19 protein-coding genes are annotated in these 21,676 nt (G+C 69.8%); 12 read left to right on the forward strand and 7 right to left on the reverse strand.

Annotated elements, in window-relative coordinates; all coding sequences use genetic code 11:
• Positions 1–138 precede the first annotated feature (138 nt).
• From ABZ412_RS00545 to ABZ412_RS00555, 3 genes are read left to right on the forward strand one after another with little or no spacing between them, the layout of a single operon-like run.
• Positions 139–2,346, forward strand: coding sequence for a transglycosylase domain-containing protein (locus tag ABZ412_RS00545; protein ID WP_357274628.1), 2,208 nt, complete (start codon positions 139–141; stop codon positions 2,344–2,346).
• Between the two features lie 28 nt (positions 2,347–2,374).
• Entirely contained in the window at positions 2,375–2,977 is a 603-nt protein-coding gene (locus tag ABZ412_RS00550; RefSeq protein ID WP_357274630.1) for an effector binding domain-containing protein, read from the forward strand.
• 7 nt (positions 2,978–2,984) lie between these two features.
• Entirely contained in the window at positions 2,985–3,410 is a 426-nt protein-coding gene (locus tag ABZ412_RS00555; RefSeq protein WP_357274632.1) for a GyrI-like domain-containing protein, read from the forward strand.
• 126 nt (positions 3,411–3,536) lie between these two features.
• On the opposite strand, the gene ABZ412_RS00560 is transcribed toward ABZ412_RS00555, so the two are convergent.
• On the reverse strand, positions 3,537–4,634 hold the full coding sequence (locus ABZ412_RS00560) for an inositol-3-phosphate synthase (protein ID WP_357274634.1): 1,098 nt from the start codon (positions 4,632–4,634) through the stop codon (positions 3,537–3,539).
• Positions 4,627–5,208 carry a PadR family transcriptional regulator gene (locus tag ABZ412_RS00565; protein ID WP_357274636.1) on the reverse strand — a complete coding sequence of 194 codons (582 nt, stop codon included), beginning with the start codon at positions 5,206–5,208 and terminating at the stop codon, positions 4,627–4,629. Before ABZ412_RS00565 ends, ABZ412_RS00560 begins: the two co-directional genes overlap by 8 nt.
• A gap of 194 nt (positions 5,209–5,402) precedes the next feature.
• Between ABZ412_RS00565 and ABZ412_RS00570 the strand changes: the two genes are divergently transcribed.
• The 3 genes from ABZ412_RS00570 (at position 5,403) to ABZ412_RS00580 (ending at position 10,475) form a co-directional block, all read left to right on the forward strand.
• Positions 5,403–5,816 carry a DUF5318 domain-containing protein gene (locus ABZ412_RS00570; RefSeq protein ID WP_357274638.1) on the forward strand — a complete coding sequence of 138 codons (414 nt, stop codon included), beginning with the start codon at positions 5,403–5,405 and terminating at the stop codon, positions 5,814–5,816.
• Between the two features lie 777 nt (positions 5,817–6,593).
• Positions 6,594–8,768, forward strand: coding sequence for a transglycosylase domain-containing protein (locus ABZ412_RS00575; RefSeq protein ID WP_357275876.1), 2,175 nt, complete (start codon positions 6,594–6,596; stop codon positions 8,766–8,768).
• A 93-nt stretch (positions 8,769–8,861) separates the two neighbouring features.
• Positions 8,862–10,475, forward strand: coding sequence for a glycosyltransferase 87 family protein (locus ABZ412_RS00580; RefSeq protein WP_357275878.1), 1,614 nt, complete (start codon positions 8,862–8,864; stop codon positions 10,473–10,475).
• Positions 10,476–10,508: 33 nt separating this feature from the next.
• Here ABZ412_RS00580 and ABZ412_RS00585 read toward each other — a convergent pair whose 3' ends face one another.
• Complete coding sequence (locus tag ABZ412_RS00585) at positions 10,509–11,786, reverse strand: TerD family protein (RefSeq protein ID WP_357274640.1); 1,278 nt, start codon at positions 11,784–11,786, stop codon at positions 10,509–10,511.
• Positions 11,787–11,897: 111 nt separating this feature from the next.
• On the opposite strand from ABZ412_RS00585, the gene ABZ412_RS00590 reads away from it, so the two are divergent.
• The 5 genes from ABZ412_RS00590 to ABZ412_RS00610 all read left to right on the forward strand — a co-directional run bounded on the left by ABZ412_RS00590 (position 11,898) and on the right by ABZ412_RS00610 (position 15,073).
• The gene (locus tag ABZ412_RS00590) at positions 11,898–12,638 is read left to right on the forward strand and encodes a hypothetical protein (protein ID WP_357274642.1); all 741 of its coding nucleotides are present in this window, start codon (positions 11,898–11,900) and stop codon (positions 12,636–12,638) included.
• Positions 12,639–12,739: 101 nt separating this feature from the next.
• The gene (gene dhaK / locus ABZ412_RS00595; protein WP_357274644.1) at positions 12,740–13,741 is read left to right on the forward strand and encodes a dihydroxyacetone kinase subunit DhaK; all 1,002 of its coding nucleotides are present in this window, start codon (positions 12,740–12,742) and stop codon (positions 13,739–13,741) included.
• Entirely contained in the window at positions 13,741–14,352 is a 612-nt protein-coding gene (dhaL, locus tag ABZ412_RS00600; protein WP_357275880.1) for a dihydroxyacetone kinase subunit DhaL, read from the forward strand. The genes dhaK and dhaL overlap by 1 nt, the downstream gene beginning before the upstream one ends.
• A complete protein-coding gene (gene dhaM / locus ABZ412_RS00605; RefSeq protein ID WP_357274646.1) occupies positions 14,349–14,837 on the forward strand; it encodes a dihydroxyacetone kinase phosphoryl donor subunit DhaM in 489 nt (162 codons plus the stop codon). Before dhaL ends, dhaM begins: the two co-directional genes overlap by 4 nt.
• A complete protein-coding gene (locus tag ABZ412_RS00610) occupies positions 14,834–15,073 on the forward strand; it encodes an HPr family phosphocarrier protein (protein WP_357274648.1) in 240 nt (79 codons plus the stop codon). The genes dhaM and ABZ412_RS00610 overlap by 4 nt, the downstream gene beginning before the upstream one ends.
• Before the next feature lie 3 nt (positions 15,074–15,076).
• On the opposite strand, the gene ABZ412_RS00615 is transcribed toward ABZ412_RS00610, so the two are convergent.
• The 4 genes from ABZ412_RS00615 to ABZ412_RS00630 are packed head-to-tail and all read right to left on the reverse strand — an operon-like array spanning position 15,077 to position 20,785.
• Positions 15,077–15,901 carry an HAD family hydrolase gene (locus tag ABZ412_RS00615; RefSeq protein WP_357274650.1) on the reverse strand — a complete coding sequence of 275 codons (825 nt, stop codon included), beginning with the start codon at positions 15,899–15,901 and terminating at the stop codon, positions 15,077–15,079.
• Between the two features lie 3 nt (positions 15,902–15,904).
• Positions 15,905–18,334, reverse strand: a complete 2,430-nt coding sequence (locus ABZ412_RS00620; RefSeq protein ID WP_357274652.1) for a phosphoribosyltransferase — start codon at positions 18,332–18,334, stop codon at positions 15,905–15,907.
• Positions 18,331–19,542, reverse strand: coding sequence for an HpcH/HpaI aldolase/citrate lyase family protein (locus tag ABZ412_RS00625; protein WP_357274654.1), 1,212 nt, complete (start codon positions 19,540–19,542; stop codon positions 18,331–18,333). The genes ABZ412_RS00620 and ABZ412_RS00625 overlap by 4 nt, the downstream gene beginning before the upstream one ends.
• 40 nt (positions 19,543–19,582) lie before the next feature.
• Positions 19,583–20,785 (reverse strand): hypothetical protein, encoded by a 1,203-nt coding sequence (locus ABZ412_RS00630; RefSeq protein WP_357274656.1) that lies wholly within the window; start codon positions 20,783–20,785, stop codon positions 19,583–19,585.
• A gap of 262 nt (positions 20,786–21,047) precedes the next feature.
• On the opposite strand from ABZ412_RS00630, the gene ABZ412_RS00635 reads away from it, so the two are divergent.
• Positions 21,048–21,623, forward strand: coding sequence for a TerD family protein (locus tag ABZ412_RS00635; RefSeq protein WP_357274658.1), 576 nt, complete (start codon positions 21,048–21,050; stop codon positions 21,621–21,623).
• Positions 21,624–21,676 lie beyond the last annotated feature (53 nt).

The raw sequence follows: 21,676 nt of genomic DNA on the forward strand, positions 1-21,676 counted from the left end.
GGCCCCGTCAATTGCGCCGAGTGGCCGGAGCGTCGATTAGCATGGGGCGAGCCGCGGCCGGTGTCACGGGGTTTCAGTGTGCCCCCCACCCCGGTGGGGTCGAACCGCGCTTTGTCGACGCTCCGGAAGGAGATGCTCGTGAGCTCGTCCCGCGACCGGCACGGAGGAGAACCGGAAGCGTCCGCCACCAGGGCGGAGTGGAACGAGCTGGCGGCCAGCGCATCCCATCGGCAGCGGCATCCCTCGCCGAGCCGCCCACGGCGGCGGGCCAAGCCGCCCGTCAACCCTGATCACCCGGGTACTCCACCGGCGCACACCCGCGGACAGCAGATCCGGCGACTGGTCCTCGCACTATTCCTGGTGCTGGTGGTCATGCCGACCACCCTGCTGGGCGTCGCCTATTGGAGCGCCGAGATCCCGGACCCGAACGCGGTGCAGACCAACCAGATCGCCACCATCTTCACCTCCGACGGCGCCACCGTGATCGCGAAGGTCGTTCCGCCGCATGGCAATCGGGTGCCGGTGCCGCTCACCGACGTGCCGCTGCCGGTGCGCCAGGCCGTGCTGTCGGCGGAGGACCGCAACTTCTACTCCAATCCGGGCTACTCCACGTCGGCGTTCCTGCGCGCGGCCCGCGACAACCTGCTCGGCCGCGACGACGCCGGCGGCGGCTCCACCATCACCCAGCAATACGTGAAGAACGCCTTCCTGAGTTCGGAACGAACGCTGAGCCGGAAGATGCGCGAGCTCATCATCTCCGCCAAGATGGCCCGCGAATGGAGCAAGGACGAGATCCTCGCCGCCTACCTCAACACCATCTACTACGGTCGCGGCGCGTACGGCATCTCCGCCGCGGCCCACGCCTACTTCGGCAAGTCGGCCCCCGAGCTCACCCTGGCCGAGGGCGCGGTACTGGCCTCGGTCATCCGCACCCCGTCGCTGCTGGACCCGGAAACCCACCTCGACCAGCTACGCGCCCGCTGGGCCTACGTGCTCGACGGCATGGTCGAGATGGGCACGCTGACCCGTGACGACCGCGCCGCCACCCAGTTCCCGCTCATCATCCCGGGCACGGCGTCGGACGACGGCACCCCGCGCGGCCCCGAGGGCCTGATCCGCGCCCAGGTGCTGCGCGAACTGCGCGCCTCCGGGATCAGCGAGCGCGAACTGAATACCGGTGCGCTGCAGATCATCACGACCATCGACGCCAAGGCCCAGCAGGGCGCGCAGACCGCGGTCGGCAACGCGCTGTCCGGGCAGCCGAGCGAACTGCGCTCGGCGGTGGTGTCGGTCGACCCGCGCTCGGGCGCGGTGCGCGCCTACTACGGCGGACCCGACGGCATCGGCTTCGATTTCGCGCAGGCCCCGCTGCAAACCGGTTCCGCCTTCAAGACTTTCGCGGTGGTCGCCGCGCTGGAACAGGGAATTCCGCTGACCTACCAGCTCGACAGCGCGCCACTCACCGTCAACGGCGAGAAGATCCAGAACGTCGGCGGCGAGTCCTGCGGCACCTGCTCGCTCGGGGAGGCGTTCAAGCGCTCGCTCAACACCAGCTTCTACCGGCTGTCCGGAACCCTGTTCGAGGGCCCGAAGGCGATCGCCGACGCGGCCCACCAGGCCGGTATCCCCGACCAGATCCCGGGCGTACGCGGCAAGACCCTGACCGAGGACGGCGGCGGCCCGCCGCTGCCCGCCATCGTGCTGGGCGCCTACTCGGTGCGCCCGATCGACATGGCCTCGGCCTACGCCACCCTGGCCGCCTCCGGCGCCTACCGCGCACCCTATTTCGTGCAGAAGGTCGTGACCGGCGACGGCCGGGTGCTGCTCGACCGCGGCGCCGCGCCCGGCGGGTCCGAGCAGCGTATCCAGGCCGACGTCGCCGACTCCGTCGCCCAGGCTATGCTCCCTATCGCCGCCTACTCCAACGGCCACGGCCTGGCCGGCCGCCCGTCCGCGGCCAAGACCGGCACCACCCAGCTCGGCACGACCGGCCAGAACAAGGATGCCTGGATGGTCGGCTTCACCCCGGCTTTGTCCACCGCGGTCTGGGTGGGAACCGAACAGCCCCAACCCATCCGGACCGCCCGCGGCGCTGCCATCTACGGTTCCGGCATGCCGTCCGACATCTGGAAGCAGACCATGGACGCCGCGCTGGCCGGAACACCGGTCGACCAGTTCCCCGGTCCGGCGCCGGTCGCCGGAAATCCCCCGGCCAACAGCAATTACGACATCCTGAACCCGCCGGCCCCGGCCCCCGCGCAGGAACCGGTCCTGGTCATCCCGCCCGCTCCCGCGCCTCGCGAGGTCGAGATCTTCCCCGGCCTCAGCGTCCCCGTCCCCGGGTAGCGTTCATAACATTCATGTCCTGTTGATCATGTTTCGTGCCTACCGCTCCATCCGCGCGCGGCCGCGGATATTGTGGAACCCGCTACCGGATTCAGCGACTCCGAATGCCGGTGGCAGGATGCGGGTTGGGAGCAGGGTGGGGTCGGAGACAGCACGAGACTTAGGGGCGACGCCGGTGGAATTCAATGTTGTTGAACGCCACGAAACGCTGGTAGCCGGAACGGTGCTACGCAGCCCGGCACTCGCGGTCGAAGGGCCGCGCCGCGCGAAGGTCGAGGAGGCCTGGAAAAGAACGATCGCACGCGATCTGCCGGGCCCGCCCGCGACCGCGTACGTGGATCACGCGCCCGAGATCGGTTCGTATCTGACCCATATCGTCGGCTACGAATGCAAGAATCCGGACGACCTATTGCCCGGCGATGTACTGGCGCGTATCCCGGGCGGCGTTTTCGCCCGCTTCATTCGCAGCGGCGACAATCTCGGCGACGTGATCGTGTCGATCTGGCGGACGGTCTGGGATCTCGAGGCGGCCGGCAGCCTGGTGCGCGCCTACACCGGGGATTTCGAGCACTATCCGGACAACCGGACGGTGGAGGTTTTCGTCGCGCTGGATCCGAGCGCGGAGGGGTAGGGGAGCAGTGGACTTCGAAATCGTCACCCTGGAGGAATTCCTGGTCGGCGGGCTGACCATCCCTCTGGCGGGCCGTGAGGTCACCGCCCGCGACCTGGACCTGGTGAACTTCACCTGGGACCGCTATCTGGCCCGGGAGAAGAAGGCCGAACGCGTCGCCGCCTACATCGGCCAGAACGATCACGCGGTAGCCGTTCTCGGATACCAGCTTTCGGGCCTGCCCGACCTGGACACCGGCGACGTCATGACCCGCATCCCCTCGGGCCGCTACGCGAAATTCGTTGTCTCGGACAAGCCTTACGATCTGCTCCGCACCGCCTGGGCCCAGGTCGCCAAGGCCGAGAACGCGGGCACCATCACCCGCTCCCACGCCGCGGAGATCGAGCGATACACCGGTCCCACATCCGTCGAGGTCTACGTCTCCCTCGACTGACGTCGAAAAACCGATAAAGGGCGGCATCGCGATTGCGATGCCGCCCTTCGTGTTCGGTGCGTCGGGGCGGAGCCCCCACGTCTCCCATCGAGGGTTCGGAGGTGCGGCCCCCGAGAGCGGTGCGAGTTATTCGGCGTCGATGATGAAGGCCTCGAGCTGGGCGCGGGCCACGTCGTCGGCCAGCTGCTTGGGCGGCGACTTCATCAGGTAGGCCGAGGCCGGGAGGACGGGTCCGCCGATGCCGCGATCCTTGGCGATCTTGGCGGCGCGGACGGCGTCGATGATGATGCCGGCCGAGTTCGGCGAGTCCCACACCTCGAGCTTGTACTCCAGGTTCAGCGGCACGTCACCGAAGGCGCGACCCTCGAGCCGGACGTAGGCCCACTTGCGGTCGTCGAGCCACTCGACGTAGTCCGACGGGCCGATGTGCACGTTGCGGTCGTACACCTTGCCCGAGAGCGGGCCCTCGAGGTTGGAGGTCACGGCCTGGGTCTTGGAGACCTTCTTCGACTCCAGGCGCTCACGCTCGAGCATGTTCTTGAAGTCCATGTTGCCGCCGACGTTGAGCTGGTAGGTGCGGTCCAGCACGACGCCGCGGTCCTCGAACAGCTTGGCCATCACGCGGTGGGTGATGGTCGCGCCGACCTGGGACTTGATGTCGTCGCCGACGATCGGCACGCCGGCGTCGGTGAACTTCTGGGCCCAGACCGGGTCGGAGGCGATGAACACCGGCAGCGCGTTGACGAAGGCCACGCCCGCGTCGATGGCGCACTGCGCGTAGAACTTGTCGGCCTCTTCCGAACCGACCGGGAGGTAGGAGACGAGGACGTCGACCTTGGCATCCTTCAACGCCTGGACGACGTCGACCGGCTCGGCCTCGGACAGCTCGATGGTCTGCGCGTAGTACTTGCCGATGCCGTCCAGCGTCGGTCCACGCTGCACGGTCAGACCCGACGGCGGCACGTCGGAGATCTTGATGGTGTTGTTCTCGCTGGCGAAGATCGCGTCGGACAGGTCGAAACCGACCTTCTTGGCGTCGACGTCGAACGCGGCGACGAACTTCACATCACGGACGTGGTACGGACCGAACTTCACGTGCATGAGTCCGGGGACGGTCGAATTCTCGTCGGCGTCCTTGTAGTACTGCACGCCCTGAACCAGGGAAGATGCGCAGTTACCCACGCCGACGATGGCCACCCGAACTTCGGTGTTGATCTCACTCATGGCCGATATTTCCCTCTTTCTGTGGTGCCGCCTTCGTCGATTGCTCCGCAGCAATCAACTCGTTGAGCCAGCGCACTTCGCGCTCGCTTGATTCGAGACCGAGTTGATGGAGCTGGCGGGTATAGCGGTCCAGTTGCCCACTGGCTCGCTTTATCGCTTCCCGCAGTCCTTCTCGGCGCTCCTCGACCTGCCTCCGCCGCCCCTCCAGGATTCGCATCCGCGCTTCCGCGGGGGTGCGGCCGAAGAAGGCCAGATGAACGCCGAAGCCGTCGTCGGTGTAGTTCTGGGGTCCGGTGTCGGCGAGCAGTTCGGCGAACCGCTCCCGTCCCGGGTCAGTCAGGTTGTAGACACGCCGCGCACGGCGCGTTGCAGAGCTCGACCACGAGGCTGTCGCAGGGCCCTGCGGACTCTCCTCCGCGATGAGGCCGTCGGCCTGCATGCGCCGCAGGGTCGGATACAGCGACCCGTAGGAGAAGGCCCGGAACGGGCCCAGCAGACCGGTGAGCCGCTTGCGCAGCTCGTAGCCGTGCATCGGCGACTCGAGGAGCAGCCCGAGGATTGCCAACTCCAGCACCGGGCTTCACCCCCTGACTGTTGTGTTCAGACCTAACCGATGGATGCAGTTACAAACTATATCGCGCCGATATAAACGGCGCACCGAACCACCGCGACCCGGCGTGTGGCGACCCGCGTTACGCCGTGTGGCGAATTGATCAGAGTCCGTCCGGGGCGTGCGGGCCGAGGGCCACCGCAAGTACTCTGGGTCGCGTGCGAATACAGCGGCAGGTAGTGGACTATGCGCTCCGGCGCCGGTCCCTGCTGGCCGACGTCTACGCGGGGCGGGTGGACGTCGCGGATGTGTGCGATGCCAATCCGTACCTCCTGCGGGCGGCGAAGTTCCACGGGCGGGGAAGCGAGGTCACGTGCCCTATCTGCAGGAAAGAGCAGTTGACACTCGTCTCGTGGGTCTACGGCGACGGCTTGGGCGCCGTCGCGGGCTCCGCTCGCGCGCCGGAGGAACTGGTCCGGTTGGCCGAGACTCGGGAGGAGTTCTCGGTGCATGTGGTCGAGGTGTGCCGGACCTGCAGTTGGAACCATCTGGTGCAGTCCTATGTGCTGGGCCTAGCCCCGGCGCCGACGGGCCGACGCCGCGCCGGCACCCGTCGTACGGCCGCCGAGTGAGAGGCCACGTCGACTGCTGATCCGCGGGCACGCATGCCCGCCGCGGTACACCGACAGTGACCGCATCGAGCCCTGCCCGGGGACCCGGACCGTATCGAGAAGTAATTGGAGAGCCAGGCTGTGACATCGCCCTATGACGACGGACCGCACGGCGGCCGCCCCCGTGGCGGTTCGCAACCCGGCCCCGGTGGTTACCCGCCGCCGGCCCAGGGGGGACGGCCCGCGGGGCCGCCGCCCGGGGCGCGTCAGCCCATGGGGCCCGGTGGCCCGCAGCGCGGCAACGGCGGTGGTCCCGGCGGGATGCCGCCGCGCGGACCGAACGGCCAGCCGCAGCGCGGGGGCGCGCCGCAGGGCGGACAGCCGGCCCGTCGGCCCGGACCGCCCGGGTCGCCGCCCAGACCCGGCAATCCGGATGCGACCCGCAAGCTTCCCAACCCCGCCGCCGATCAACGCGTGAACACCGGCGCGCGACAGGCGGTTCCGAATCACGTCTCCCGGACGGCCGCCTCGGACCGCCCCCAGCGGGTCGCCGATCGCGGGATGCGCGCGGGCGCCGCGGCGGGCGCGGGCGCGGCGACGCGGACCCGCCCGGCCGAGGGCAACCGGCCGCCGACCGGTGGCCAGCCCGCCACCCGGCGTCCCCAGGGCGGCACCCCTCCCGGCCCGCCGCCGCGGCGGCCGGGCGGCAACGGTTCCGGAGGCGGCAAGGGCGGCGGCAAGGGCGCCCCCCGCAAGACCTCCATCTGGCGGATCATCCGCCGGACCATCTACGTGGGCATGGCGCTGGTGCTCGGCCTGGGCAGCACGGTCTTCCTGTACGCCTATTCGACGGTCAACGTGCCGCAGCCCGGCGACCTGAAGAACAACCAGGTGGCCACCATCTACCTGGCCGACGGCAATTCGGTGCTGGCGAAGATCATTCCGCCCGAGGGCAACCGGACCGATGTGACGATCGATCAGATCCCGCCGCACGTCCGCAACGCGGTCATCGCGGCCGAGGACCGGTCGTTCTACACCAACCCGGGCTTCTCGATCCAGGGCTTCGGCCGCGCGTTCGTCGGTCAGCTGACCGGCAATTCGAGCGCCGGTGGTGGTTCGACGATCACGCAGCAGTACGTGAAGAACGCGATGGTCGGCAACGAGCACTCGCTCACCCGAAAGCTGCGTGAGCTGGTGATCTCGGCCAAGATGGCCAAGCAGTGGTCCAAGGACCAGATCCTGGCCGCCTACCTGAACACCATCTACTTCGGCCGCGGCGCGTACGGCATCGACGCGGCGGCCAAGGCGTACTTCAACAAGCCGGTGCAGGATCTGAGCGTGGCCGAGGGCGCGGTCCTGGCGGCCACCATTCAGCAGCCGTCGAACCTGGATCCGGAGAAGAACCCGCAGGGCGCGCAGACCCGCTGGAAGTACGTGCTGGACGGCATGGTCGACGGCGGCAACCTGCCCGCCGCGGACCGCGCGAACATGCAGTACCCGGCGGTGATCTCGGCCGCCGAGGCACAGCACGACAAGACCCTGGACGCGGGCCCGGAGGGCCTGATCAAGACCCAGGTGCTCAAGGAGCTGGAAGCCGCGGGCATCTCCGAGCACGACCTGAACACCCAGGGCCTGCAGATCACCACCACGATCGATCAGAAGGCCCAGGACGCCGCCGTCAACGCGGTGAACAAGGTGATGGACGGCGAGCCGGAGAAGCTGAAGGCCGCGGTGGTGTCGGTGGATCCCAAGACCGGTGCGGTGCGCGCCTACTACGGCGGTTCCGACGGCCAGGGCTTCGACTTCGCCAATGCCGGTCTGCAGCCGGGCTCCTCGTTCAAGGTGTTCGGCCTGGCCGAGAACCTGGAACTGGGCAAGCCGCTCTCGACCATGTACGACAGCTCCTCGCCGTTCAAGGTCAACGGCATCGAGATCCACAATGTCGCCGACGAGAACTGCGGCATGTGCACCATCGCCGAGGCCACCAAGCGGTCCTACAACACCAGCTTCTACCGGATGATGCTGGACATGCCGGGCAACGGCCCGCAGAAGATCGCCGACATGGCGCACCGGCTCGGCATCCCCGCGAACGTCGACGGCATCGGCAAGACGCTGGTGGAGCCGGACGGCTCGTCGCCGAACAACGGTATCGTGCTGGGCCAGTACAACGTTCGCGTGCTGGACATGGCCTCGGCGTACGCCACGCTGGCCGCGTCGGGCATATACCACGCGCCGCACTTCGTGACCAAGGTGGTCGCCTCCGACGGCACCGTGCTGATGGATCGCGGCGACGTGGCCGGTGAGCGCAAGATCTCTGCGGCGGTGGCCGACAACGTGACCGACGCGATGAAGCCGATCGCGCAGTACTCGAACAAGCATCAGCTCGCGGGTGACCGCCAGTCCGCGTCCAAGACCGGTACCGCCCAGCTGGGCGACACCATCGAGAACAAGGACGCCTGGATGGTCGGCTACACGCCGTCGCTGTCCACCGCGGTGTGGATCGGCACGGCCGCCGGAAACGAGAAGCTGCGCAACGTCAATGGCGGCATGATCTACGGTTCGGGCCTGCCGTCCGACATCTGGAAGTCGACCATGGACGGCGCCCTCAAGGGCACGACGAACGAGTCCTTCCCGAAGCCGGGCAATATCGGTAGCTCGCAGGGTGGTGTGCCGTCCTGGTCGGCCCCGTACACCGCGCCCTCGACCACCGAGGCGCCGCTGCCCCCGGTCGTCACCACCAGCCAGATGCCGATCCCGGGTCTGCCCGGGTTCTCCATCCCGGTGCCGGGCCTGGCGCCGAATCCGCAGAACCAGCGGCAGCAGACCCAGCCCGAACCCACCCAGGAACAGCAGGGCGGCGGCACGGGTCCGATGTCCGGGCAACCGGTCGCGCCCGCGGACGGGGGCGCCACGACCACGGCTCCGAACAGCGGTGGCGGTACCGGCAACGGCAATGGGCGGCCGAATCGGTAGCCTGCTGGCGTGATCGAGCAGCAACTGGCGCACCGGTCGGCCGCCGCGAGCGGCCCGGCCGGCGCGGCGCCGGAGCCGGGGGAGGCAGCAGGAGTGGAACAGGCTCGTGCGCAGCGTGATACACCGGTCGGCTACGAGTCGCCGGCGCCGCTGGCGGCCGATCTGCGATCGGCCGACGACCGGGACAAGCCGAGTCGCACCGACACGCTGACCGCGCAGCTGTGCGATCCGCTCGGCGGCCCGGTCGGCGACCACGCGGTGATCGGCCGGGTCCGCTTCTGGACCCCGATGCGGGTGCTGATGGCGTTCGCGGTGCTGTTCCTCGCGTTCGGCTGGTTCGGCAAGGCGGCCTGCATCCAGCAGCGGCCGGACTCCTCGGGAGTCATGGGCCTGGACTGGAACAACGGCCGCCAGTACCTGGCCATGTGCTACTCGGACACGGTGCCGCTGTACGGCGCCGAGCATCTCAACGAGGGCGCCTTCCCGTACAAGAAGCAGTGGGTCGAGTTCAGCGACGGCAAGCCTCAGGTCCGCTACATGGAGTACCCGGTGCTGTCCGGGATGTACCAGTACATCTCCATGGGAATCGCCAAGGCGTGGAAGGTCTCTCCGCTGCCGGGCAGCGGCGCGCTCGAGGTGGTCATCTACTTCAATGTGGTGGCGATCGGCCTGGCGCTGGCCTGGCTGGTGACCATCTGGGCGACCGCGCGATCGGCCGGGCGGCGGATCTGGGATGCCGCGCTGGTGGCGCTGTCACCGCTGGTGGCGGTGCACGCGTTCACCAACTTCGATTTGCTGGCAACGGCTTTCGCGGCGGGCGGCCTGCTGGCCTGGGGCCGCCGCCGTCCGGTGCTGGCGGGCATCCTGCTGGGCTTGGGCGGGGCGGCGAAGCTGTATCCGCTGCTGCTCCTGGGACCGATCCTGATCCTGTGCGTCCGCGCCGAACGGCACGATGAGGACGACGCGGCCTTCGGCGGCCTGACGCCGATGCGGGCCGCGGGTGCCGCGGTGGCGTCGGCGGCGATCACCTGGCTGGCGGTGAACGCGCCGATCGCGGCGCTGTACCCGAACGGCTGGTGGGAGTTCTTCCGGCTCAACACCGAACGGCACGCGGACCCGGATTCGATCTACAACGTGATCACCTCGTTCACCGGCTGGGCCGGATTCGACGGGGTGCTCGGCTCACAGGATGTGCCGACCGTGCTGAACACGGTGTCGCTGCTGCTGTTCATCGCGGCGTGCGCGGGCATCGGCTGGATCGGCCTGACCGCTGCGCGGCGGCCACGGCTGGCGCAGCTGGCCTTCCTGGTGGTGGCGGCGTTCCTGCTGACCAACAAGGTGTGGAGCCCGCAGTATTCGATCTGGCTGGTGCCGCTGGCCGTGCTGGCGCTGCCGCACCGGCGGATCCTGTTGGCCTGGATGACGATCGACGCCCTGGTGTGGGTGCCGCGCATGTACTACTACCTGGGCCCGGATCACAAGGGCCTGCCCGAGCAGTGGTTCACCGGCACCGTGGTGGTGCGCGATCTGGCGGTGATCGCGTTGTGCGTCCTGGTGATCCGCCAGATCTACCGTCCCGCCGAGGATCCGGTGCGCCGCGACGGCGCCGACGATCCGGGCGGCGGTGTGCTCGACCGCGCCCCGGATCCTCAGCATCCGTGGCTGCCGTCCTGGCTGTGGCCGCGCCGGCCGGAACCCGTGCCCTGAGCCGACGCTCAGGGCCGGGACCCGCTCACCGCCTCAGAGGAAGCGGGCCAGCTGCGGAACGGCCTCGCCCGGGTGCTTGGCCTGGAAACCCTCACCGAGGGCCTGAAACTTCCAGTCCCCGCCGGGAGCCGGGCGGAACATCTTGCCCATGGCCATGCCGGTGAACGGCATGCCGCCGGCGAGGGTGAAGCGTGCCATCTCGGCATTGGTGGCGCTGTCCACCAGACGGCAGTAGGCATTGGCGAGCTGTTCGAAGGTGTGGCCCTTGTAGGAGGTCACGATGAACAGCAGGGTGGTGACCGACGGCGAGATGCGCGACAGGTCGACGCTGATCTCCTCGTCGTCGCCCTCGCCCTCACCGGTCAGGTTGTCGCCCTGATGGCGGATCGACCCGTCCTTGGAGGTGAGGCTGCCGTAGTACACGACGTCGACCGGGCCGTGTCCGGCGAACATCACCACCGAGGCGTCCAGGTCCACGTCCACGGCCTTGTTGCCGAAGATGCCGCCGCGCTTGACCGGGTCCCAGCCCAGACCCATCTTCACGTAACTCAGTGCGGCGCCGCCCTCTTTGCGCAGGTTGATGCGCTGGCCCTTGACCAGGCTGACGACGTGGCCGGTGGGCAGATCGCGATCGGCCTGCGGCGCGGGCGGCGGCGGAGGCGGTGGCGGCGGGAAGCCGCCGGTCGGCGCGGGGGGCGGCGGGTAACCGCCCGTGGGCTCGAATTGCGCGGGCGGGGGCGGATATCCGCCCGTGGCCGGGGCGAACTGCTCAGGAGCGGGTGCGGACACGGGCGCGGGCTGCGGCGTGTCGTCGACGCGCACGCCGTGGTCGGTGACCAGCGCGGCGAAGCCGCCCGCGTACCCCTGCCCGACCGCGCGGGCCTTCCAGCTGCCCTGGCGGCGGTACAACTCCAGTGCGATGACGATGGATTCGGTGCTCAGGCCCTCGATCCGGTACTCGTACAGCGAGTTTCCGGCGGCGTCGGAGACCCGGGCCACGGGCGCGGACAGTTGCCCGAAACTGCCGTTGGCGTCGTCGAGGGTGATGACGGCCCGAAGCTGTTCGATATCAGCGGGAATCGCGTCCAGCGACACCGCCAGCACGGCGGGCGTGCCCGGCGCGCCGGGGCGCAGTGTCACCCCCGGCCCGGAGGGCTGGTTGAAGAACACGAAATCGGCGTCGGTGCGCACCGTGCCCGCCGGGGTGACGAGTAGCGCGGACAGGTCGGCCGGTGCGGCCACCTCCACGCTGATCACCAGTTCGTGGACACTCAGCGGACCGTTCTGGCCCTTCACCAAAACTGCGGACACGATCGACCCTTCGCTTGACGGTGCGGTCGCTGCCACTCTACGAGAATGTGGCGACACGGGCCGGAGGCGTGGTGGCCGAGTATGCCGGGAACGCGTGGCAGTATCGGCACCGTGAGCGACGGTGAGGTGGAACCCGCGGAAGCGCACGAACAGTACCTACGCGCCTTCCGGCACCCGGCCGTGTCCCGCGACCAGCTGCGCGACCTGCTCGACGCGGTGAACGCCTTCCTGGACACCATCACGCCCAAGGAGGGCGAGGTCACGCCGCGCGGCGGCTGGGCCCCGGAGTCCACGGCCATGGCATTCCAGATCGGGCGCGCGGTCGAGCAGGTGCTCTCCGAGCGCGAGGACGCCGATCGGGAGCTGGTGCGCCGCCGCGATATTCGGGACCGCCTGGTGGCGGCGCTGGACGCGGTGCTGGACTGCCTGCGCACCCTGCCGGAGCTGGCCGAGGCCGAGGTGTCGCTGGGCACCCTCTGCGTGAACGAGGGCTTCCAGGTCTACGACGACGGTTCGGTCCGCACCACCCCGGAACAGGAGGCCACAGCGGACGCGGGTCTGCTGGAGCGCCGCCGGATCGAGTTGGACGAGCAGATGACGGCCGCGGTGGCCGCGCGCACCGCCCTGGTGGAGGACACCACCGATCTGATCCGGGAACGGCTCGGCGTGGCCGAGGTGGGGATTCCGTGGGTGATCCTGGCCGCCACCCAGGGCGGCCTGGATGTCTCCGAGCCGTTCGAATTCGCCGCCGACCATCTGCCCGACGGTGAACTGCGGGATCTGATGGTGCAGCTGGTCACCGATATCGAGCTGGCCCGCACCCTCGAGGAACCCGCGCAACCGCTGGCTTAGCCCGCATCCCGTCGCAAAAGCCCGAAACCACATCGCCGCCGCACCGGCGGTGCGAGTCTGACTCGCAGGGACCCGAACCGGCCTTCCGACGGGAGATTTCGGTGAAGAAGCTCATCAACGATCCGGCCGATGTGGTGGACGCCGCCCTGGCCGGGATGGCCGCGGCGCATCCGGAACTGCGGGTGGACACCGAACGACGCATCGTGGTGCGCGCCGACGCACCGCGCCCGGGCAAGGTCGGCCTGGTCTCGGGCGGCGGCTCCGGACACGAACCTCTGCACGGCGGCTTCGTCGGCCTCGGCATGCTGGACGCGGCCTGTCCCGGCGAGATCTTCACTTCCCCGGTGCCCGATCAGATCCAGGCCGCCACCGCGGCCGTGGACTCCGGGGCGGGCGTGCTGCACATCGTGAAGAACTACACCGGCGACGTGATGAATTTCGAGATGGCCGCCGAACTGGCCGCCGCCGAATCCGGTGCGGAGGTCCGCGCGGTCGTGGTGAACGACGATGTGGCGGTGCAGGACAGCACCTACACCGCCGGACGGCGCGGCGTCGGGGCGACGGTGATCCTGGAGAAGATGGCGGGCGCGGCCGCCGAACAGGGCCGGCCGCTCGACGAGGTGGTGCGTGTCGCGGAGGTGGTGAACGCGTGCTCGCGCAGCATGGGGATGGCGCTGACCTCCTGCACCGTCCCCGCCGTCGGGCACCCCACTTTCGAGCTGGGCGACGCCGAGATGGAGATCGGCATCGGCATCCATGGCGAGCCCGGCCGGGAGCGGGTGCCGCTGGCCTCGGCCCGCGATGTGGCGGGGATGCTGCTGGAGCCGATTCTCGCGGATCTGCCGTTCGCGGCGGGGGATCGGGCGCTGTGCTTCGTCAACGGCATGGGCGGGACGCCGCTCATCGAGCTGTACCTGATGTTCGACGAGGTGTCGCGGATCCTGCGCGGGCGGGGGATCCGCGTCGAGCGCTCGCTGGTGGGACCGTACATCACGTCACTCGACATGGCGGGCTGCTCGGTCACCGTGACTCGCCTGGACGAGGAGCTGACGGCGCTGTGGGACGCGCCGGTGCGGACTCCGGCGCTGCGGTGGGGCATCTGATGGCGGCGGTCGACGTGTCCGCGTGGGTGCGCGGATTCGCGGCGCTGGTGGACGAACACGCCACGGAGTTGACCGCACTGGACGCCGCCATCGGTGATGCCGATCACGGGACGAATATGCGGCGGGGTATGACAGCGGCCGTTGCGGCACTGGATGATTCGTCGTCACCGGCCGACACCATGAAGCAGACCGCGCTCGTGCTGATCCGCACCATCGGCGGCGCCGGCGGGGCGCTGTTCGGCACGTTCTTCCTGCGCTTCGCCGGCTCCATCGACAGCGGTTCGGACATGGTCGATTTCGCGCGGGCGTTCCGGACGGGCCTGGACGGTGTCATCGCGCGCGGAAAAGCCGAGCTCGGGGACAAGACCATGGTGGATGCCCTCGCTCCCGCCGCCGATGCCTTGGACAGGGAAGTCGCGGGTGGCGCCTCGGCCGAGGTGGCCCTGGATGCCGCGGTCGCTGCGGCGCAGGGCGGCCGGGATGCCACGACGCCGCTGGTGGCGCGCAAGGGCAGGGCGTCGTATCTGGGTGAACGCAGTGCGGGACACCAGGATCCGGGCGCGACCAGTGCCGCCCTGCTGGTCCGGGCGGCGCGGCGGGCATTGCGATGATCGGACTGGTGGTGGTCTCGCACAGCCGGGCGCTGGCCGAGGCCGCGGTGGCGCTGGCCGCCGGGCTGCTGCCCGATCAGGGTGTGGCGGTGCGGATCGCGGCGGGCCTGTCCGCGGCGGAGTTCGGCACCGACGCGGTCGCGGTCGCCGACGCGGTCCGGGAGGCCGATTCCGGGGACGGCGTGCTGGTGTTGATGGATCTGGGGAGCGCCGTGCTGTCCGCCGAGACGGCGCTCGATCTGCTCGAATCCCCAGTGCGGGTGCGTCTCTCCGCGGCACCGCTGGTCGAGGGTCTGGTGGTGGCGCTGGCCGTGGCGGGTGGGGGCGCTGATCTGGAGACCGTCGCCCGCGAGGCCGAGGGCGCGCTCACCGCGAAGCGGTCGCAGCTCGGTTCATCCGTGGAACCGGGGGCGCGACCGATCCACATCTATCCACAGGTAGTGCACCTGTGGATAACTCTGCCGTCATCGAGATATTCGAGGTGACCGGTCGGCACGGATTGCATGCCCGCCCCGCTGCCGAGTTGGTCTCGGCCCTGCGGGATTTCGACGCACACGTCGAACTCCGCAATGACACCACCGGCATCGGACCGGTGCGCGGCGACAGCCTGACCAGCGTCCTCACCCTCGGCGTACTTCCCGGTCATCGGCTGGAAGTGCGCGCGACCGGTCCCGATGCGGCCCTGGCCGTCGCGAAAGTTCGTGCCCTGACCGTGAATTGACGCCTAGCGCGGTACCGCCGCGCCCAGGAAGAAGTCGACGATCTCCTCGGATGCCCGGATACCGGACGCCGCGGTGATCGCCACCCGGGGATGAGTCCAGTTCCGCTGTTCCAGCTCACCGTGGCGGGGCCGGATGGCGGCGTCGGCGGTGATCAGCATCTCCGCGTCGAGCGAGCCGTCGCCCGCGGCCAGCAGCGGCGACCCGGCGCGCAGTTCACCCGAGTCGAGCATGCGGTGTCGAACCTCGCGCACCGCATGGCTTTTGCACACCGGGGTCGGCATGGCATAGATCTTGCGGCCCTGCTGCGAGGCCGACCAGCCGCGCGGGCGGCACCAGGCATCCCAGTCGGCGAGGAATCCGGCGGGCAGCCGGTCCTGGTCCACGACCAGGTAGCAGAACAGGTCGTCGGCCTCGCGCAGTCGCAGCGCGAACGATTCGTCCACGCGGGCCCGCAGTTCCGCGCGCACCTCGACGAGGGTGGCGCATTCGGCGCGCACCCGGGCGTCGAGGGCGGAACGCCAGCGCCGGTCCGGCAGGCCGTTGCGCAGGATGCTGCCGCCATTGCTGGTGACGGCGTAGGGCCACGGCCCGCCGGGCAGGCGGATGCGCTGGAACTGTTCGATGGTGCGGGTGGTGACCGGTACCACCGCCGAGGTCTCGGCCAGGATCTCGAGCCGTTCGGCCGCCGTCACCGTCATGTACGAGAGCGGCTGTCCCTCATACTCTTCCACGCACACCTTGCCGGGGTTCGCGTTCCCGAAGGCCGCTCGCGTATAGATCAGCGTCCGATCGAGATCGGTCGCCACCATCACCTCGCGCTGCTGCACCCGCTACCCCTTCACTTCCTTGATCAAGCCCATACAGGCGTACGCCAAATCCGGCACGACTTCGACCGGCACGCCGCGCGCCGCGGCGAGCAGCCGGATGTGCGCGTGCTCGCCCGCGTCGGGTTCGCGTACCAGCACCCGCCACGGCACCCGCCGCAGCAGCACCCGGGTGGTCTCTCCCACACCGGGTTTCACGAAGTTGACGCTCGAGATCCCGTACTCGGCCCGCACCCGCTCCACCGAGGCCCAGCCGGCCCAGGTGGGGGTCCGGTCGGCGGTCAGCAGCTCGCGCACCCGCGCGTCCACCTGCGGGCGCACCCGGTCGAAGCAGCCGCTCACGGCGTCCAGCAGGCGGTTGGACTGGTCCTCGCCCGCGAGGTCGCGGTAGAACTTGGCGCCGTGGAATTGTCCGGGTGCGAGCAGCCGGTCATTGAGTACCGTGCGCGAAATCAGCCCCGACACGGTCGAATTCAAGCACGCGGAGGCGATCAGGAAGTCGTCGCGCGTGCCGAAGGTCCGCGCGCAGCCGCCCGGATCGGCCAGTACCGCCAGGTCCGGGTCGAACCGGGCCCCGCCCGCCGCGTGATACGCCGCCAGCGCCGCGTCGAGTTCGCGGGTGATGGCGCCCTTGCCGGTCCAGCCGTCCACGAACACCACCCGCGCCGGATCGTGGTTGCGCGCGAGGTGATCCAGTGCGGCCGCGTCGATTCCGCGATCCCGCACGATCGACACCGCGTAGTGCGGCACCTCGATTCCCCGGCCGCCCAGCCACCGGCGCATGAGCACCCCGACGGGCGTCCCGGCCCGCGCCAGGGACGCCAGCACGATGTCGTCCCCGCGCTCGGCGACCACCAGCTCCGCGACGGTCGCCACCGCCAGCGCCAGCCGCTCGGCGCTCTGCTCGAGCACCCGGTCGAACAGCTCCCGATACTCGGCATCCGGCTGATATTCCACCGGCAGCGACTCCGCGTAGTGCGCCGCCCCCGATTGGATCCGCCGCTCGCGTTCGGCGACATCGGCTTCCAGGGCGACGCCGGACAGATCGGTGAGCAGCCACGCCACCTCGTCGCGCGCGTACGACCCGAATTCCGGCCCGTACAACGGTTCCGGCGGCGCCGAACGCGTCGCGGCGAGCGCGCGCGGGTCCGATTCGGTCAGCACGGCCAGCAGCACATCGGAACCCGACGCGGTGAGCACGTCGACGAGTCCGCCCGCGGCCGTGAGCCGTTCGGTGTCCGCCGGAGTATCGACGACGACCAGCAGGATCGGATCGACCGCCGCCCGATCCTCGCCCGGCCACCGGGCGTTGTACAGATATCGCGGAGCGTCCTCGCCGGTCTCGGGCGCGGTGAAGCGGAATCCGCGGCGCAGCGGGTACCCCGGCTCGTCGAGAACATAGGCCGGTGAACGCGTCGTCGTCTGATAGCGGGCGGGAATCCCGTTGTCCGCCAACCCCGCCGCGATGCGCAGCGGCAGGTACATGAGTTCCTCGTGGGCGATGACGATGACCGGCCGCGGTTCGGCCAGTTCGGCGGAGAGGGCCTTGGTGGCGCGGGCGAGCGCCGCCTCGAAGGGTTCGGTGTCCGAGTCGAGGAAGCCGTGGCGACCGCCCTCGGGAACATCGTGGGGCCAGGGGATCTCGACCCGGGTGCAGGCGCCCCGGAGTTCGGCGACCGGGTTCAGCACGGGTTCGGGCAGTGCGGCGACCGCGTCGATCAGGTCCGCGGGCAGCACCGTGCTGCCGCCCGCCAGACAGACGGTGTCGATGCGCGCGCCGAGGTCGGCGGCCGCCTGCTCGAAGGCGCGGCGGTCGGCGTCGGTCCGCATGTCCACCAGGGACGCCAGGATGTAGTGCGTGCGCGGGGTCAGGGTGTGCAGGGCGCGGACGGCGTCCAGTGCCGTTGCGCCGGTGGAGATCTCGTCGTCGACGAGCACCATGGGCAGGTCGTTGTGGAAGACCGCGGCGGGCATGGGTTGCAGCAGGTGGGAGGTGGCGTGCGAGTGGCCCTCCTCGAAGCCCGCGAGGGTGTCGGCGGTCGGCACGTCGCGGCGGGTGGAGTGCAGGTAGCAGCGGGCGCCGATGCGGGCCGCCACGGTGTGGCCGAGTCCGGTCGCGGTTTCGGCGAAGCCGAGCACGACCGCGCTGCCGGGCCGGTCGCCGGACGCGGCGAGTACGTCGAGCACCAGGTCGCCGAGCCGGTCGCCCGCCTCGAGCACCCGGTGCGGGTCGGTGGGCAGATGCTTGCCGAGCACCGTCGAGACCAGCAGGTGGGCGCGGCGCGGATTGCGGCGCAGCCCGGGTTCGACGAGCGTCTCCACGCGCCAGTCCGGACCGGGCAGGCGGGTGCCGGTGTGGTGCAGGGTGAGGCCGAGTTCCCTGGTGGCCCAGGGGAGTTCGCGGGTGGCCGAGGGTAGGGCGGGGTCGGCGGTCACGATTCGACCAGGGCCTTGAGCAGGTCCACGAAGGAGACTCCTTTGTTGGCGACGCCGAAGACCCGGGCGCGCAGCATGATCTGGTGGGCCCAGCTGCGGTGCGGGCGCATCTCGTTCATCTTGTTGCGGTATTCGGAGGCGGCGACCCCGCCCGCGCCGGTGCTGAGAATGTCGGCGGCGTCGGCGTATTCCTCGTGGGTCACGATGGACAGCGCGTGTACGACCGCGACGTGGGTGGGGTGGATGACGGTCTTGCCCTGGATGCCGTTGGCGCGGTCCAGGGTGATCTCCCGCAGCAGCCCGTCCATGTCGCGGCTGACCAGCGACTGCCGGAACGGGACGGCGTCCACCTCGGCGAAGGGCGCGGTGCGCAGCAGCGGCCGGAACATACGGGTGTGGTCGGCGAAGTACTCCCAGACCGGTCCGGTGATGGTGAATCCGGTGCCGTCGGCGCGGCCCAGATAGTTGACGATGTCGGCGATGACGTCGGCGACCACGCGCACGTCGTAGATGGTGAGGTCGCGGTCGCGGCGAATCCCGAAGGTGGAGCACATGTCCGTGGCCCCGATGCGGACGGCGAGGATGCGGTCGCGGTGCGCGGTGAGCAGCTCACCGATGCGCCCGAGTTCCCGATCGCGGGTCTCGCGGTGTACCAGCGCGGGAGATTCCAGCACCGGCATACCGAGGACGGTGCGGCCCAGCCGTTCCGAGGCGAGTTCCAGCGCGTGCAGGTAGTCGGCGGCGCAGGCGCTGTCGAACTTGGGCAGCACGAATCCGGTGAGCGCCGTCGCGCCCGCCCCGAGTCGTGCGGCGATCTCGCCGATGCTCTGCGGGTCGCGTACCCGCACGAACAGCAGCGGGTAGGCCTCGCCGCTGGCCGCCAGTTCGTCGAGGGTGGCGGCGGCCTGCCACTTCCCGTACTCGACGGCGTGGTCGGCGACCGCGTCCTCGAGGTCGATGACCATCGAGCAGACGCCGCGTTCGGCGCGGCGCAGGATGGTGGCGGTGAGGTCGGCGCGGGTGGCGGGCACGTACAGGGTCGCGCCCAGCGCCATGGCCAGCAGGTCGCGATCGCGGGAACCGCCGAAGGCCTCGGGCAGGCGGTGGAACAGCCGCCGCAGCTCCGGGCCCGGCACCTGCCGGAAATGCCGCAGCGGGAAGCGCTTCCGCAAGGAGACCGGTGCGACGTCCGAGTCGCTGGTGATCATCGCGGTCATCGTCGCGGACGTCCTCCTGGTGACTGTCGTTCTATCTGTCGGTATTTCGCATGCGTTCGACGACTCCGGCGACGAACGCGGTGATCGCGTCGAGTTCGGACACGTACGCCCAATAGTCGGGATGGCGCCCGGTCAGGCCCGCGGTGGCCCGGTCCAGGCGTTCGGCCTGGGCGTCGAGCACCGAACCCCATTGCGGGACGACGCCCTTGTTGACCGCCAGCATCTGCGCGTCGCGCAGTTTGAAGCGAACGGCTTTGGCGCGCTCGGCGGGTTGCTCCCGGACCGCGCGTAGCTGGGCGAGCCGGTCGGTGACGGCCTCGGCGCTCTCCTCGGCGGCGGCGAGGCGGGCGCGGGCGGTGGTGGTCAGGTCGAGCGCGTCCTCCGGGTCGTGGGCGGCCAGGGCGGCCCGGGCGCGGGCCAGGTCCGCGTCGGCGGCCTCGACGGCCTCCCGGGCTTGTCGCTCATTGTTGGCCAAATCGTTCGATGACGCAGCCGCGAATTCCCGCAGCAGCGCGGACATGGCCGGGGCGACGCGGTCCAGACGATTACGGGCGGCGTCGAGCCGGGTGGCCGCCGATGCCAGCGCCGTGGTGGCCGAATGCTGTTTGCCGGGAGCGGCTTCCAGGGCGCTGGACAACTCCCGGGTGCGGGACTCGAGCCGGGTCGCGGCGTCGCGGGCGGGGCCCCCGGCGCCGCCGATCGCGGCGGCCTCGAGTGTGAGCAGCGCCTCATCCAGAGCCGCCGCGCATTGCCGGACCGAGGGGTAGGCGGCGTACGGGGAGGCGTCGGCCTGCTGCCGGACCCGCTGCGCGTCGGCGCGGGTCTGCGAGACCAGTTGCGGCACCGAGCCGAACACCGCGACCGCGTGCTCGAGGTGGGCCTGATCCCCGCGGTAGAAGTCGTCGACCGCCCGCGCGGCGTCGGTGAGCCGACGGACCACGCCGTCGATCTCGGGCTGCGGAATCACCCCCGTGCCCTCGCGTTCGACCTGCTCGAGGCGCTCATCGAGGGCGAGGTAGGCGCCGGACGCGTCGTAGCAGCGGGCACGCACCGGTTCCCAGCGCGCGGCCGCGCCACGTTCGGGGAACAGCGCGGCGGACGCGGCGACGGCGGCCTCGGCGATGCTCTGCCGCCGATCCATATCGAGGAAGGCCGCCGTCAGCATCGACCGGGCCTGTTGCACCCATTCGTTGTTCCGGGGTGCCCGGAACCATCCGCTTCGACGGCCTGCCACGCCACGATCGTAGGCAACCCTGGACGATCACGGCGACCGTGCGTCGGCGAACATCTCGGCCACGCGTTGACGATTGCCGCGACCGCGGCGATGGAGTGTGTGACCCTGTCCTGTGACAGGCTGTCGTCGCACAATGTTCTTGACCCATTCCTACCCATGGCTTGGGGAAACCATTACTGTCGACGACGGCGGAACCTGGACAGTGGGCGAAGCCGTTAGACAAGAAACGCTTCGAACGCTAAACAACGGAAGGATCCCCGCAATGGGTGTCAGTTTGTCCAAGGGCGGTAACGTTTCACTGACCAAGCAGGCGCCGAACCTGACCCAGGTCGCGGTCGGCCTGGGCTGGGACGTGCGCACCACCACCGGCACCGACTTCGACCTGGACGCCAGCGCCATCGCGACCGGCGGCGACAAGAAGGCGCTGTCGGACAAGCACTTCGTGTTCTTCAACAACCTGCAGTCCCCGGAAGGCACCATCGTGCACGCCGGCGACAACCTCACCGGTGAGGGCGAGGGCGACGACGAGGTCATCAACATCGACCTGGCCAACACCCCGCCGGCCGTGGAGTCCATCTTCTTCCCGGTCTCGATCTACGACGCCGACTCGCGCGGCCAGAGCTTCGGCCAGGTCCGCAACGCCTACATCCGGGTCGTGGACCGCGCCAACGGAACCGAGCTGGCCCGCTACGACCTGTCCGAGGACGCGTCCACCGAAACCGCCATGGTGTTCGGTGAGCTCTACCGCAACAATGGTGAGTGGAAGTTCCGGGCCGTCGGCCAGGGCTACGCCTCGGGCCTCTCGGGCATCGCCCGGGACTTCGGCGTCAACGTCTGACGCGACCAGCTCGCGACCGACGCGAAGTACCAGCGTCTCAATAGAACACACGG

Origin of the sequence: Nocardia sp. NPDC005746 (assembly GCF_040630785.1) — a bacterium.
Classification (GTDB): domain Bacteria; phylum Actinomycetota; class Actinomycetes; order Mycobacteriales; family Mycobacteriaceae; genus Nocardia.